Raw genomic sequence first — 14577 nt, 5'->3', positions numbered from 1 at the left:
GACCGCAGCATTCTTGCTGCGGTTTTTCTCTTAGAACTTAGCGGGATAGACAACCACTGGCTACTGTAAGTGGTTGTGATTTCCGCTATTGTTAATAACAGTAAAACGATTTCAATAACTTCAAGGCTATTTATGGAACCTCGCCTAGACGAACTTAACCTCAACTTGATGCGTCTACTCAAAGCACTGGTAGAGAAAAAAAGCACCAAGCTTGCTGCTGAACAACTAGGCATGTCCCAAGCGACCGCAAGCCGAGGGCTAGCAAGCCTTAAGGAAGTATTTGGTGAAATGCTCTTTGTCCGCAAGGCCCATGGCATCGAACCATCCGCGATGGCAATCAAACTGGCAGCCGTCGTTGATGATATGCTTAGCCCAATCCAAGACGTTCTGGAAGACTTTGCCGAGTTTTCTAGTGATGACTTCAACGGCAACATTTCCATTGTGGCAGACTCGGTCTACTACGAAGAGCAAGGGGCCAAACTGATATCCCAACTCTATAAGGCGCTGCCTAATGCCTCATTTTCTTTTTTCAACTGGGATGAAAGCAGCCAGGAGGAAATGCTCAGCGGCAAATTTGATTATTGTATTGTCGATAACGAGATGGAGTTAGGACAAGATATCTACCTCAAACCGTTATTTAGCGAAAAGACCGTACTGATTGCCAGGGAGAACCACCCTATCCTGAGCTTAAGTTACGACTGGGATGAAATCGCTGATCTGCCTTTGGTGATCCTACCCCCTCCGGTACAGAATACCCCGCTGACCAGTATCGAAGTCGAGTATTTACGCAGGGATCTCACTCCTCATGTCCTGTTACGCTCTTACAATATCCAGGCAGCTTGCCAATTGGTGTCAGAAACTGATGCGATTATGTTCTCGAGCATTAGCACAGCGAACAACTTTAAGGGGGTAACCCATTATCCTGCACCTCCTTTGAGCCACCAGTTCAATGAGTTTACCATCTATGGCGGCTACCTTCAGACTAACCGGAATCACCCGCTGTATCGTTATTTGCACAACACTATATCGGCTATTTTCAATCCATAGGCAATTGGTATAAACACATTACCACCTTATTTTTACCTGCTTATACCGACAGTTCCATTTGACTCTAGCACCATTCAAGACTCTACAATTTTGCGTACTTTGCAGTGTTAGCTGCCAGCAGTAACGGATCGTTTTGAGTAGGTTTTACCATGGCGTTTGATGAGCCGAGCAATTATGCCCTTGTGGTTCAAGGGGGAGGACAAAAAGGCAGTTTTGCCGCTGGGGTGCTTGACCAGTTTATGAAATATAACTTCAATCCATTTTCATTTTATGTCGGTACATCAGCCGGAGCACTGAATATATCTCCTTATGTCACAGGGCAAAGCGGCTTTGGGTTGAACTTTATTTTAAATTTCACCACCAAGTCCCGCTTTTTCAACCTCAAGCAGTTTATCAAGCGTAAACAACAGATGGATCTTGACTGGGCATTTAAGGCCATGATGGAGACCAAAGACTGCTTGCAAATTGAAAAGGGCAAACAAAAGCTTAAATCGAGAGAAGCATTAGCCTGTTTGACTGATGCAGAATCACTTGAAGACGCCTACTACCCTATTTTTACCGACAATTGGTACAACGTACTTCGAGCGACCTGTGCCATTCCAATCCTTTACCAGCAACAAGTCGAAATAGATGGTAAAACATGGATAGACGGTGCGATTGCTGCCAACACTCCTGTGATTAAAGCATATAAAAATGGGTACAAGCGTATCGTAGTCATTCAAACCTCGCCGCTTGAAAATGATAACAAGCAACTAAACGAAAAGCAGATACTCCATTCTCGAAAACTATTGCAAGAGAGCCTTGAGCATATCCATTGCCATCATCTATATAAGAAGAGAAGGCAGCAGGCAAAATACTTTGAACGCAGGCTTGAAGGAATTATCGACCAAAGAATTAAAGCTTTAACAGATTCGCAGAGTGGAACAGATAGCGAACAAAAAGAGAAGCAAAGTTGGGGAACGTATTTGGAGGATACCCTTCACCTGGTCTCGGTACATGCAAAGCGGTTTGGCTTCGACCCTTCCAATACCAAAGCGTTGGAGTTACTCGTGACCTTATTCGACAATCAGGCCATTGTTGATGACTTTTTAGATTCACCGCCTGAAGACAGCTTTATTTATCGCATAGCACCCAAGCGCCGCTTGAAAAGCAAAACCTTGCTAAGTGGCCGCAATGATATCCTGGAAGATTACTCCCACGGTAAAATGTGCGCGACTGAGTTTTTGGCTGACTATATTCCACAAGTCTATTCATAACAAGATAAAAGAAGGCACGCTGATGGCGTGCCTTTGACTCGGGTCATTCATATAGTCTAGAGGTTGAAACTGTAATTCAAACCCAGGGTGAAAATATTGGCCGAACGGTCGTCAGGTTCTTGCCCAGTTGGGTATGTGAAACTACCTCTCGAATCACCTTTGGCTTTGGTATAATGCCACTCTGCGACCGCTGCCAAATTAGGTAATATGTCGTACCTTGCCCCCAAACTAAAACTATCAGACTTATCCTTGTTGCCCTCTTCCCCACCGGTTCTTTTGCCGTAAACGATATACGGCGTCCAATCGTGGTAATGATACAGCAAGGAAACATAGCCTCCCCAAGGGGCATCTTTACTGGTTGTCCCTTCAAAGATAACCGTAAAATCTTGCCACTCATACTTCAGGCCATATGACCAAGTTTTACTGTCTATTGGTACGGAAAGTTTGCCAAATTTAATGGGAACGCCAAAGTCATTAAACTCGACAGGAATAATGTCTTCGACCGTTGTAATATCGAGCCTAGCTTCGAAATAGTTGAGATAGACGCTCCAAACATCGCTCTCTAAATCCAGCCGCAAACCATAGAGTTCTTTCAGGTCAACATCATAATATGTATTGTTGATTTCATTATCATCAATCGACGTTTTAAATGCGGCATAAGGCTGTACTTGGAGAAGCAAACTATCATTGAGTACCCAGGTGTAATAGCCATCGATACCATCATAGCGTGTGAAGCCGCCGGTAGTATCGTACACCTCTGCAGGAAGCCTTACCCAAGGGTAGGCTTGGTTAACAAACACGACTTGGGAATACATAAATGTCGGCGAGCGTAATCGCCCTGCACGTATTTTCAAGTCGGCAATAGGTTCAACGGAAATATAGGCCCACTCCAAGTCCGGGTCACTGAAATTATCCGTAGGGCGCTTTACAAGCTGTGCCGATGCGTGAAGCCAATCTGTTGGGAAAATATCAGCTTGTAAACCCACTATCGTGTCGCAATCAAAACACCAATCATCGGTAATATTGCGGGTGTAATAATATGGCGTATCATTATCACTCTTTGCCGCAGCTACCGATGCAAACCCGGAGATAGCTAACCAATCAGGTAACTCAACCGCTTTTACCGCTAAAGACGAGAGCAGCAATAACGCCGTACTAATGTATTTCAAGCAGTACATTGAGCCCCCCTATTTCGCTGATAGGCAAATACCCAATAGCTGATGGCTTTTGTTCTAACCACTGATGCACCAACTCAATATCGTCTGACTTCATTTCGGTTGGTGGTTTTGCTCTGCCAGAGAAAGCTATCGATGACCAAATCCTTTTCATCTGCCCCTCACTCTTCCTTAAGATTTTCTGATAAAACTCCTTTCTGTATTCACTACCAGAAGGGAAATCGATTAATTCTATTTTTCCAATCCCTGGAATAGTGTGAACCTTGCCAGAAAACAGCAGTTTTGCTTTGGTTTTGGTAAGTTTTTCTGCGGGTGGTGTCGGTGTTGATGTGACAATGGCATAACTTTCCGCCAACGTTGTTGGAGAAAAAACGACAATAAATAAAAAAAGACAACCAAACGTTCTTTGCAGTAAAAATGTCACATTACACGCCCCTGATATTTCCTATGTAAATATCGTAGGCAGGATAAATTCAGCTAATAAACAATTTGTTTTTTGATTTTGATTCAAGTCACATTATATCTATCATTTATTTTATTAATTGTTATTTGCCTTTAATTTGACAGCTAAATCGCCAATATTTTGAACCACACAAAGCATTAATTCGCTTTTTATTTTATAAAAAAAAGACGCTGAACTTCAGCGTCTTAATGCTATATATTCTTCTTGGTAACCTAATTAAACATCATAGGTTGTTGAAGAAATATCGCCACCGGTACCCGTCCAGTTGGTGTGGTAGAACTCACCACGTGGCTTGTCAGTGCGCTCGTAAGTGTGGGCACCAAAGTAGTCACGCTGTGCCTGAAGCATATTTGCTGGCAGGCGGGCAGTCGTGTAACCGTTCAGGAAGGTAAGCGCTGAAGACATGCAAGGCATCGGTAGGCCGGTCTCAAATGACTTAGCGACTACTTTACGCCATGCTGGTAGGCAGCCTTCCAGGATATCCTTGAAGTAATTATCAAGACCGAGGAAAGCAAGGTCAGGGTTAGCTTCAAAAGCATCACGAATATTACCCAAGAAGGCACTGCGGATAATACAACCGCCACGCCACATCAGGGCAACGTTACCGTAGTTCAGATCCCAGTTGTTAGATTCAGACGCTTCGCGGATCAACATAAAGCCTTGAGCGTAAGAGATGATCTTAGACGCTAGCAGTGCCTGACGCAGTGCATCCAACCACTGTGCCTTATCACCTTCAACCGCAGTGATTGGGTTGTTGAACAAAGAAGCGGCATGCTCACGCTGCTCTTTCAGTGATGATAGGCAACGGGCAAATACAGAATCAGTGATCAGAGTTAGCGGAATACCGTGGTCCAATGCATTGATACCAGTCCACTTACCTGTGCCTTTCTGGCCTGCAGTATCAAGGATCTTCTCAACCAGCGGCTCGCCGTCTTCATCACGGTAACCTAGAATGTCTGCAGTGATTTCGATCAGGTAGCTATCTAGCTCAGTCTTGTTCCACTCGGCGAAAGTTGCCTGCATCTCATCGTGAGACATGCCAAGGCCCTCTTTCATGAAGTGGTAAGCTTCACTGATCAGCTGCATGTCACCGTATTCGATACCGTTGTGAACCATCTTCACAAAGTGGCCAGCACCTTCTTTACCTACCCAATCACAACACGCTTCGCCTTGGTCGGTCTTAGCGGCAATTGCCTGGAAGATAGGTTTAACGTGAGGCCATGCTTCAGGATCACCACCAGGCATGATAGACGGCCCGAAACGCGCACCTTCTTCACCACCAGATACACCAGCACCCACATAACGGATACCCTTCTCACGAAGTTCAGCCACGCGGCGGTTAGTATCTGGGTAGTTTGTGTTACCACCATCAATGATGATATCGCCTTCGTCCAGCAGTGGGACGAGGTTGTCGATGAACTGATCAACAACCGCACCAGCACGAACCATCAACATCACCTTACGTGGTGATTCTAGTTTGCTAACCAGATCTTCAAGAGAAGTCGCACCGACAATGTTGGTGTCTTTAGCCGGACCCTGCAAAAATTCATCAACTTTCGCCACAGTACGGTTGTAAGCAACCACTTTAAATCCGTTATCGTTCATGTTTAGGATCAGGTTCTGACCCATCACGGCCAAACCGATAACACCAATATCAGCTTTCATTTACTTCTCTCCTTATGCCAGCTCTTTGGCTGCTTCTGAATCTAAATACCACTCGGTTGTACCAGCCTTTGAGCTGACTTTAGCTGCTGGGTATGCCTCTGCAGCCGGTGCATTGTCGGCGATCTGTTTGATCACTGCCGATTTACTTGCACCTAGAACCAAGTAAGTAATACGTTTAGCGTTTGCCAGCAGGTGCGCGGTTTTTGTCACGCGGATCTGGCGAGTGTCTGGATGTGCAGCGATAGCTGCAATTTCTGTTGTGTCGTAGTCTGTTTGCCCCGGGAACAGTGAAGCAGTATGACCATCTGTTCCCATACCCAACAAGATCCAATCAAATTCAGGTAACCCATCTTTTTCAGGGATTTCTGCAATCATCTCTTGGGCAAAGCGAATCGCTTCCATCGCGGCAAATTCTTCACCGCGAATACGGTGGATATTCTCAGCAGGGATTGCAATATGATCGAACAACAAGGCTTTAGCCTGACCATAATTACTCTGCTCGTCTTCCGGTGCAACGCAACGTTCGTCACCCCACCAGAAGTGGAGGTTCTGCCACTGAATAGACTTTGCAAACTCAGAGCCCGCCAAATAAGCGAACAGCTGAGACGGGGTGCTACCACCAGACAGTGAAATATGGACTGGTCGCCCAAGTTCACTGTATTCCTTCAGGCTGTTAGCCAAGGCATGAACAACCTGATCGGCGTTTTCAAATACGTGGTAATTCATGAGTCTTATAGCTCGCAGTAGTCGGTGTTTGTCAGGTTCTTACAAGGGAAGCGCCATTCGCGATCGTCGCGTGACAATAGCTCATCGGCTTCTTTCGGTCCCCAAGTACCTGCCGCGTAGCCGTATAGGTGCTCTGGGTTTTCCTTGTAGTCCAAAATAGGCTGAACAAACTGCCAGCAAGCTTTCACCGCATCGGTACGTGCAAACAAGGTCGCATCACCTTTCATTGAATCCAGCAGCAAGCGCTCATAAGCTGTCAGCATATGGGTCTCTTCCAAACTCTCGTAGTGGAAGTCCATGCTCACTTCTTTAGCTTCAAAACCCGCCCCCGGCTGCTTAAGACCGAAGCTCATCAAAATGCCTTCATCTGGCTGAATACGAATGATGAGTTTATTCTCGGGCGCGTTAGCACCAAATACTGGGTGAGGCGTTTTCTTGAAATGAATAACCACTTCAGTCACGCGGGTTGGCAAGCGTTTACCGGTACGCACATAGAAAGGCACACCGTTCCAGCGCCAGTTGTCGATAAACATCTTCAAACCAACATAGGTTTCAGTGCGCGAGTCTTCTGCCACACCCGGCTCTTCGCGATAACCTTTAAGGTGAGAACCACGTACATCCGATTCTGTGTACTGGCCCAATACAAGGTTGTTTTGCAGGTCTTTTTCAGATAGCGGTTGAAGGCTCTTGAATACCTTCATGACTTCGTCACGCATTGAGTCGGCATTAATTGCAGCCGGCGGCTCCATACCTACCATTGCCAAAACTTGCAACAAGTGGTTCTGGAACATATCACGAACGGCACCCGCACCATCGTAATACCCACCACGCTCTTCAACACCAAGGAATTCAGCTGCCGTGATTTCAACGTAATCAATAAAATTACGGTTCCAAAGCGGCTCGAACATACCGTTGGCAAAACGGAACACCAGTAGGTTCTGGACAGTCTCTTTACCTAGGTAGTGGTCGATGCGGTAGATTTGGTGTTCTTGGAAATGGGCGTGTAAATCTTTATCTAGCTGCTCGGCAGTTGCCAAGTCATAGCCGAATGGTTTTTCGACAATCAGGCGTTTCCAGCCATTTTCTTCACTGTTGAGGCCATGAGCGGCAAGGCACTCTGGAATAACACTGTAGAGGCTCGGCGGTGTCGCCAAATAGAAGGTCGTATTACCGTTGGTTTGATACTTCTGTTCAATGTCATCCAAACGAGATTTCAGTTTGGCATAATCTTCTACATTCTTGGTATCAATAGCTTGGTAGTGAAGGCGTTGACAGAAAGCATCAAGCACCTGAGGGTCAACTTTTTCGTTGGCTGTCAGCGAATCTTTCAATTTCTGCTGGAACTCATCATCAGAATAGTGAGTTCGACTTACCCCCAAAATAGCGAATTCTTCAGACAGCAATCCATTCGCGAATAGGTGATAGAAGGCTGGGATCAACTTACGATGGGTCAGGTCACCCGACGCCCCGAAGATGACGATACAATTATTTTCAGGCTTAACCATAATGCTTTCCTACTCGCCTGAATCCATCAGGACAAGTTATTCATTTTATTGTGTTGTGATGTTATCAACACGGCTACAAAGCACCAGAAGGTTTTGCCTATCGCAGTGATAGGTAAAACCTTCAGTTGGTCACATTTTAGTCGATAATGAGAACAGTGCCTTTCGGGCGCCTCATTATGTATGAGAAGCACATAACATCCCAGCTACATTTGTCTGGTACAACCACCTAAGACAAGGCAACTAATTGCTTTGTATACTCTTGCTGCGGGTCACTAAACAGGATTTGGGTTTCCCCCTGCTCCACCACCTGCCCTTGGCGAAGCACCAAGGTGTAATGGCAAAGCGACTTTACAACATGGAGGTCATGGCTAATAAACAGGTAGGTTAAATTGTACTTTTGCTGCAAGTCTTTCAGCAATGTAAGCACTTGAAATTGAACGGTTCTGTCCAACGAAGAAGTGGGTTCATCCAACAGGATAAACGATGGTTTGAGCACAAGGGCGCGGGCAATAGCGATACGTTGGCGCTGGCCTCCCGAGAATTCATTCGGGTAACGGTGGCGAGTTTCGGGGTCGAGTTCAACATCACGCATCACATCACAAATGACCTTATCTTCTTGCTCTGGCGTTAGGTTTTGGTGCACTTTCAACCCCTCACCAATAATTTGCGCCACCGACATTCTTGGGTTCAAGGCTGAAAACGGGTCTTGGAAAACAACTTGCATCTTGCTGCGTATGGGCAACATTTGTTTACGATTAAACGCCGAGATATCTTCACCCCGGTATAAAATTTCACCCGTACTTTCCAGTAGTTTGAGAATTGCCATTCCCGTTGTCGACTTGCCCGAACCACTTTCCCCCACCAGACCGACACTGTGGCCTGTACGGAGTAAGAAACTCACATCGGTCACTGCCTTGATATGATCTTTGACTCGCTTAAGCACCCCTCCTTTGACTGGGAACCATACCCGCAAGTCTTTGACCTCAAACATAGGTGTCGCCGTCATATCAACGGGAACCGGTTCACCGCTCGGATCGGAATTGATCAACTTGATTGTGTAGGGATCTTGCGGGCGTTCAAACACTTCGGTCATGGTGTTGGTTTCGACCAAACGTCCCATCTGCATTACCGCAACACGATCGGCAATTTTGCGCACAATGCTCAAGTCATGGGTAATAAACAGCATGGCCATGCCCATTTCGCGCTGCAGATCTTTGAGCAAATCCAATATCTGCGCCTGAACCGAAACATCCAAAGCCGTTGTCGGCTCATCGGCAATTAGCAGTTCCGGCTCATTGATGAGTGCCATGGCTATCATCACCCGCTGGCGCTCGCCACCGGACAGTTCATGGGGGTAGGATTCCAACCTTTTTTCCGGGTTTCTGATCCCAACTTTCTGCAACCATTCCAGCGCTTTTTTCTGTGCTTCGCGCTGGCGGGTACCCCGGTGGATAGCCAGAATTTCACAAAGCTGGCGGCCAATTTTATGTAGCGGGTTCAAAGACATCATCGGCTCTTGGAAGATCATTCCGATACGGTTGCCTCGCAAGCCACGCATTTCACGCTCACTACAGCGCATCATATCGATGCCGTCATAATGAATGTGCCCACTGAGATAATGGGTGGACGATTTCGGTAACAGGCGCAATATCGCATTCGCCGTAACAGACTTACCCGAGCCACTCTCCCCCACCAGCGCAAGGGTTTCCCCGCGTTTAATATCCAAACTGACGTTGTAGGTCACTTGGTTAACAGATTTTCCGCTCTGAAAGCCCACCGAGAGGTTTTCGATAGTAATAATAGGCTGTGACATGGTTACCTCTGATGGTGGGGATCGAATGCATCACGCACTGCTTCACCGACAAACACCAGCAAGCTCAGCATGATTGAAAGGACAACGAAAGCAGACAAACCCAGCCATGGGGCTTGAAGGTTAGTTTTACCTTGGGCCAATAGCTCACCCAATGACGGGGAGCCTGCCGGTAAACCGAAACCAAGGAAATCAAGTGAGGTCAAAGTGGTAACCGAACCGCTAAGGATAAACGGCATCATAGTCAACGACGCCACCATGGCATTGGGCAACATGTGGCGCAGCATGATTCGCCCATCACCGACCCCCATTGCCTGCGCAGCCCTGACATAATCGAGGTTCCGGCAACGAAGGAATTCAGCGCGAACCACACCGACCAATCCCATCCAACTGAACAGCACCATAATGCCAAGCAGCCACCAGAAATTAGGCTCAACGAAACTGGAGAGGATAATTAGCAGGAACAGGGTCGGCATTCCCGACCATACTTCGATAAAACGCTGGCCAAACAAATCGACCCAGCCACCGTAGTAGCCTTGGCTAGCCCCGACAATGACTCCAATTACAGTGGAAATAATCGTCAAAGCAAAGCCAAACAGTACCGATATCCGAAAACCATAAATGATCCGGGCCAACACATCGCGCCCCTTATCATCGGTACCTAACCAGTTGACACTATCCGGCGGCGACGGGGCTGGGCCAGACAAGTTGTAGTTGATGGTATCGTAACTAAAGCGGATCAACGGCCAAATCATAAAGCCTTCAGCCTCAATCAGATCCGCCACGTATGGGTCGGTATAATCGGCTTCAGCATCAAACTCACCGCCAAACTCGGTTTCTGAGTAAGGGGTGACAATGGGGAAATACCACTGCGATTCAAACTGGATCACCAGCGGTTTGTCATTAGCAACCAGTTCGGCGAACAAGCTGAAGAAAAACAGGATCGAGAAGATCCACAATGACCAATAGCCCCGCTTATGAGCGCGGAACCTCGCCCAACGTTCCTTGGTTAATGGGTTAAGTTTCACTAACGTGCCTCAAAATCTATCCGTGGATCGACCAATGTATAGGTAATATCCGAAATAATGTTCAGCAACAGCCCCAGTAGCGTCATGATGTACAAAGAGCTAAATACGACTGGGTAATCTCGCTGTATGGTCGACTCAAACCCTAACAAACCTATCCCTTCGAGTGAAAACATCACCTCTATCAGCATCGCACCGGTAAAGAAGATACTGATGAATGCCGCCGGGAAACCCGCGATAATGATCAGCATGGCATTGCGAAAAACATGGCGATACAAAATGCTGCTCTCATCTAGCCCCTTGGCGCGAGCTGTCACTACGTACTGCTTGTTGATTTCATCAAGGAAGGAGTTTTTGGTCAGCATGGTCAAAGTGGCAAAACCGCCAATCACCATCGCCAGAATAGGCAAGGTTAGGTGCCAAAAATAATCAATAATCTGCTGATACCAGTTCAGCTGGTCAAAATTGGACGACACCAATCCCCGCAATGGGAACCAACTGAAATAATTGCCACTGGCGAAAAAGATGATCAACAAAATTGCGAACAAGAACCCTGGAATCGCATAGCCAACGATCACCACCGCACTGCTCCAAACATCGAACCGCGAGCCGTGTTTGATGGCTTTGGCGATTCCGAGCGGAATCGAAACCAGATAGATGATCAGGGTGCTCCAGAGCCCTAGTGAGATAGAGACTGGCAAGCGATCAATGATCAAGTCGATCACATTGCCGCCTTTGAACAGGCTCTCGCCAAAGTTGAAGGTGGCATAATCCTTGAGCATATCGAAATAACGCTCTAGCAGCGGCTTATCGAAGCCGAACTGCTTTTTGATCGCCTCGACGACTTCGGGATCTAACCCGCGAGAGCCCCGATAGCCGGAACCATTTTCAGAAGGCTCTAGCGAGCCAACTTCCTGCCCGCCACCGGTAAAACGCTCCATGATACCGGAGCTATGACCTTCTAACTGAGCAACGGCCTGTTCAACCGGGCCACCGGGCGCAATCTGGATAACAAAGAAGTTGATGGTGATGATCGCCCACAGCGTGGGGATCACCAACAACAAACGCCGAATAATATATGCCGACATAATTACCGCCGCTTCTCAGGCAACTTGGCCGCTTTTTCGTTATCAATCCACCAGGTATCCCTGCCCAGAGAGTATTTCGGGCGAACATCCGGACGAGAGAATTTATCCCAACTGGACACCCGGAACATACTGATGTGCCATTGTGGGATCACGTAAAAATTCCACTGCAATACCCTGTCGAGTGCCCGGCCAAGACTTAGCAGTTTATCCGGGTTTTCTTGGTTTTCGGCAATTTGCTCGGTCAGGTAATCTATTGCAGGATCTTTAACCCCTGCAGTGTTGTAGGTACTGTCGATAAAGTTGCTGTTCCAGGCAATCATCAAGTTCGGGCTCGGGTAAGGGTTCGCCCCGTAACCTGCCGACACCATGTCGAAATCCCTGTCCCGCAGGCGTTTGATGTACTGGGTGGTATCAACAGTGCGCAAACGCATATCTATACCCAGTAACTTCAGGTTCTTCTGAAGGGGAATAGCCAACCGCTCAGTGGTCGGGCTATACATCAACAGTTCAAAGGTAAAGGCTTCACCCGTCTCGACGTTGGTCATCACCTTGTTCTGCACTTCCCATCCGGCCTCTTTCATCAAAGCGAGCGCTTTGCGAAGTTGAACCCGGATACGGCCCGAGCCATCAGATACTGGCGGCTTGTACTCTTCGGTAAATACCCTTGCTGGAACTTTGTCTTTCACCGGGGCAAGGAAAGCCACCTCATCTTCCGAAGGCAAGCCTTTGGCTTCGTAATCGGTATTTTGGAAATAGCTGCGAGTGCGGGTGTACTGGTTGTAGAACAGGCTCTTGTTCATCCACTCGAAGTCCATGGCGTAAGACAGCGCCTCGCGTACTTTAGGGTCGCTGAAATAGCTACGCTCGGTATTGAACACGAACGCCTGCATCGACTGGGGAATTTGGTGTGGGATCTCTTCCTTTATAATGTATCCCTTATCAAAATTCGGGCCTTGGTACATCGTTGCCCAGAACTTGGCAACGTTCTCTTCGCGTATATCATATTCACCGGCTTTGAACGCTTCCAGGGTGACGGTTTCATCCCGGTAATAATCGTACTTGATCGTCTGGAAGTTGTTCCGGCCGACATTAACCGGCAAATCTTTCGCCCAATAATCTTTCACCAAGGTGTAGGTGACACTTTGGCCAGACTTGTAATCGGAAATCTTATAGGCACTGCTGCCAACAGGCGGGGTGTTAAGCGGTTCGCTTAAATTCTTATCTTTCCAGTAGTGCTCAGGCAATACGTTCATGCCCTGCACTAATGCCAACAACACTTCTCGGTTAGGCTCTGCCATTTCGATTCGTGCCGTTCGCTCCGATTTTGCTGTCACCGATTTGACGTCCTTGAAGTAGACCTTGTATTGGGCGACGCCTTCTTTCATGAATTTATCAAAGGTAAATGCGACATCAGCGGCGGTGATCGGCTCACCATCATGGAATTTGGCATTGGGGTTGATGTCCACTTCCATCCAGGAGAAATCTTCCGGATAACGGACCTTTTCAGCAATGAGGGGATAATAGCTGTCAATTTCATCTTCTGAGGACACAAACAAGGTGTCATAAATTGCTTCACTACCCGCTGCCGAAACACCCCGAGAAGCAAAACGGTTGAAACTGTCAAAGGTGCCGACCTGAGCGTAGGTCACCTGCCCACCTTTGGGCGCATCAGGGTTGACGTAATCAAAATGGGTAAAGTCAGCGGGATACTTGGCTGCTCCAAACCCGACCAAAGAGCGGCTTTCAATTACTTCACTAGCCGATACGGAACCGGCAATGACCATCGCCACCAGCAACGATGAGACGCTTTTGTACATCTAGGCCTCCATGCAAAAATCTGTTTCAGATGATACTTACTGGCACCATCTTACTCGTTGAATTAGATGAAATTATTTTGTGGTATATGTTTACGATAGGACACTAATGACAAATGAACAACCACTCAATAGCCAATATGAAAACCTGTGATCACTTGCGACAAGCTATTGAAGCCGTTAATATCGCCCGCTTTCAGGTTTACGGACCGCAATCTCATCTACATTTGTCAGGATCACCCTATGTCAAAGTTCTTCTATAAAGGCCGCATTGAGAAAAAACCAAAGCACGAGAGCTACGGCTTTAACACCAAGCAAGCCAAGAAGTTAGGCACTGAAGTCAACCCGCTTGAACTTATTGTAAATAGCGATGAGAAAAAAGCTGAAGTCGAAGCACAGCTAGAACAGCACCAAATCGTTGCCACGATTACGGTTAATCCAGAAGCAGAAGAAAATCTGGTTGAGCTGGAAACATTGATCAACAAACCTAAGACGACAGTTTTTGAGAAAACCCCAAACCGTAATGACCCATGTTCATGCGGAAGCGGTAAAAAGTACAAGAAGTGCTGCGGCTAAGCTTAAACCCTGACTTTTTTGCGAGAAAACGTATAATCTCGCGCTGTTGTAAAATTTCGGAAAGATACAAGTTATGAGCAAAGGTTACGCCTGTGTTGGGCTATTCAATCCCAAAACCCCTGAAAATGTTGGTTCTGTCATGCGTGCCGCTGGCTGCTATGGCGTCAATAGTGTGTTTTACACAGGTACGCGCTATGACCTTGCTAAGAAATTTTGCACCGACACCAAAAACACAGTTCGTGATATTCCACTGATCGGGGTTGAAGACCTGAAAGATATTATCCCTCATGACTGTGTGCCTGTGGCGGTTGATTTTATTTAAAGCGCAAAACCCCCTCCGGGGGATAAGGACCCCCCCCGCGCGGTTTTTATCTTTTGCCCCGAAGACGGGAAGTTGAAGAAAAAAAATACCAACTTTTTCCGTGAG

At 47.1% G+C, this 14577-nt stretch carries 12 protein-coding genes and 1 pseudogene; 4 read left to right on the top strand and 9 right to left on the bottom strand.

What is annotated here, in order from left to right; all coding sequences use genetic code 11:
- The first annotated feature begins 132 nt into the window (after nt 1–132).
- Both BIZ37_RS18655 and BIZ37_RS18650 read left to right on the top strand, forming a co-directional pair.
- Complete coding sequence (locus BIZ37_RS18655; protein WP_187462763.1) at nt 133–1047, top strand: LysR family transcriptional regulator; 915 nt, start codon at nt 133–135, stop codon at nt 1045–1047.
- A 149-nt stretch (nt 1048–1196) separates the two neighbouring features.
- The gene (locus tag BIZ37_RS18650) at nt 1197–2303 is read left to right on the top strand and encodes a patatin family protein (protein WP_187462762.1); all 1107 of its coding nucleotides are present in this window, start codon (nt 1197–1199) and stop codon (nt 2301–2303) included.
- Between the two features lie 56 nt (nt 2304–2359).
- Here the strand turns inward: BIZ37_RS18650 and BIZ37_RS18645 are convergent, their stop codons facing one another.
- The 9 genes from BIZ37_RS18645 to BIZ37_RS18605 all read right to left on the bottom strand — a co-directional run bounded on the left by BIZ37_RS18645 (nt 2360) and on the right by BIZ37_RS18605 (nt 13577).
- Nucleotides 2360–3481 (bottom strand): porin, encoded by a 1122-nt coding sequence (locus BIZ37_RS18645; RefSeq protein WP_187462761.1) that lies wholly within the window; start codon nt 3479–3481, stop codon nt 2360–2362.
- A complete protein-coding gene (locus BIZ37_RS18640) occupies nt 3459–3902 on the bottom strand; it encodes a hypothetical protein (RefSeq protein WP_187462760.1) in 444 nt (147 codons plus the stop codon). Before BIZ37_RS18640 ends, BIZ37_RS18645 begins: the two co-directional genes overlap by 23 nt.
- A gap of 255 nt (nt 3903–4157) precedes the next feature.
- On the bottom strand, nt 4158–5606 hold the full coding sequence (gene gnd, locus BIZ37_RS18635) for a decarboxylating NADP(+)-dependent phosphogluconate dehydrogenase (RefSeq protein WP_187462759.1): 1449 nt from the start codon (nt 5604–5606) through the stop codon (nt 4158–4160).
- A gap of 12 nt (nt 5607–5618) precedes the next feature.
- The gene (pgl, locus tag BIZ37_RS18630; protein WP_187462758.1) at nt 5619–6332 is read right to left on the bottom strand and encodes a 6-phosphogluconolactonase; all 714 of its coding nucleotides are present in this window, start codon (nt 6330–6332) and stop codon (nt 5619–5621) included.
- A 5-nt stretch (nt 6333–6337) separates the two neighbouring features.
- Nucleotides 6338–7837 carry a glucose-6-phosphate dehydrogenase gene (gene zwf, locus BIZ37_RS18625; protein ID WP_107297954.1) on the bottom strand — a complete coding sequence of 500 codons (1500 nt, stop codon included), beginning with the start codon at nt 7835–7837 and terminating at the stop codon, nt 6338–6340.
- A 226-nt stretch (nt 7838–8063) separates the two neighbouring features.
- Nucleotides 8064–9650 (bottom strand): ABC transporter ATP-binding protein, encoded by a 1587-nt coding sequence (locus BIZ37_RS18620; RefSeq protein WP_187462757.1) that lies wholly within the window; start codon nt 9648–9650, stop codon nt 8064–8066.
- Nucleotides 9651–9652: 2 nt separating this feature from the next.
- The gene (locus tag BIZ37_RS18615) at nt 9653–10675 is read right to left on the bottom strand and encodes an ABC transporter permease (RefSeq protein ID WP_187462756.1); all 1023 of its coding nucleotides are present in this window, start codon (nt 10673–10675) and stop codon (nt 9653–9655) included.
- The gene (locus tag BIZ37_RS18610) at nt 10675–11760 is read right to left on the bottom strand and encodes a microcin C ABC transporter permease YejB (protein WP_187462755.1); all 1086 of its coding nucleotides are present in this window, start codon (nt 11758–11760) and stop codon (nt 10675–10677) included. The genes BIZ37_RS18615 and BIZ37_RS18610 overlap by 1 nt, the downstream gene beginning before the upstream one ends.
- 2 nt (nt 11761–11762) lie before the next feature.
- Nucleotides 11763–13577, bottom strand: coding sequence for an extracellular solute-binding protein (locus tag BIZ37_RS18605; protein WP_187462754.1), 1815 nt, complete (start codon nt 13575–13577; stop codon nt 11763–11765).
- A 240-nt stretch (nt 13578–13817) separates the two neighbouring features.
- On the opposite strand from BIZ37_RS18605, the gene BIZ37_RS18600 reads away from it, so the two are divergent.
- Nucleotides 13818–14150, top strand: a complete 333-nt coding sequence (locus BIZ37_RS18600; RefSeq protein WP_107297721.1) for a PBPRA1643 family SWIM/SEC-C metal-binding motif protein — start codon at nt 13818–13820, stop codon at nt 14148–14150.
- A 73-nt stretch (nt 14151–14223) separates the two neighbouring features.
- Nucleotides 14224–14577: pseudogene (locus tag BIZ37_RS18595) on the top strand (TrmH family RNA methyltransferase); the annotation flags it as partial.

Source organism: Photobacterium sp. BZF1 (genome assembly GCF_014349205.1).
Lineage (GTDB): Bacteria > Pseudomonadota > Gammaproteobacteria > Enterobacterales > Vibrionaceae > Photobacterium.
The sequence above is the reverse complement of the archived record's forward strand: the minus strand, read 5'-3'. Positions and strand labels throughout refer to the sequence as shown.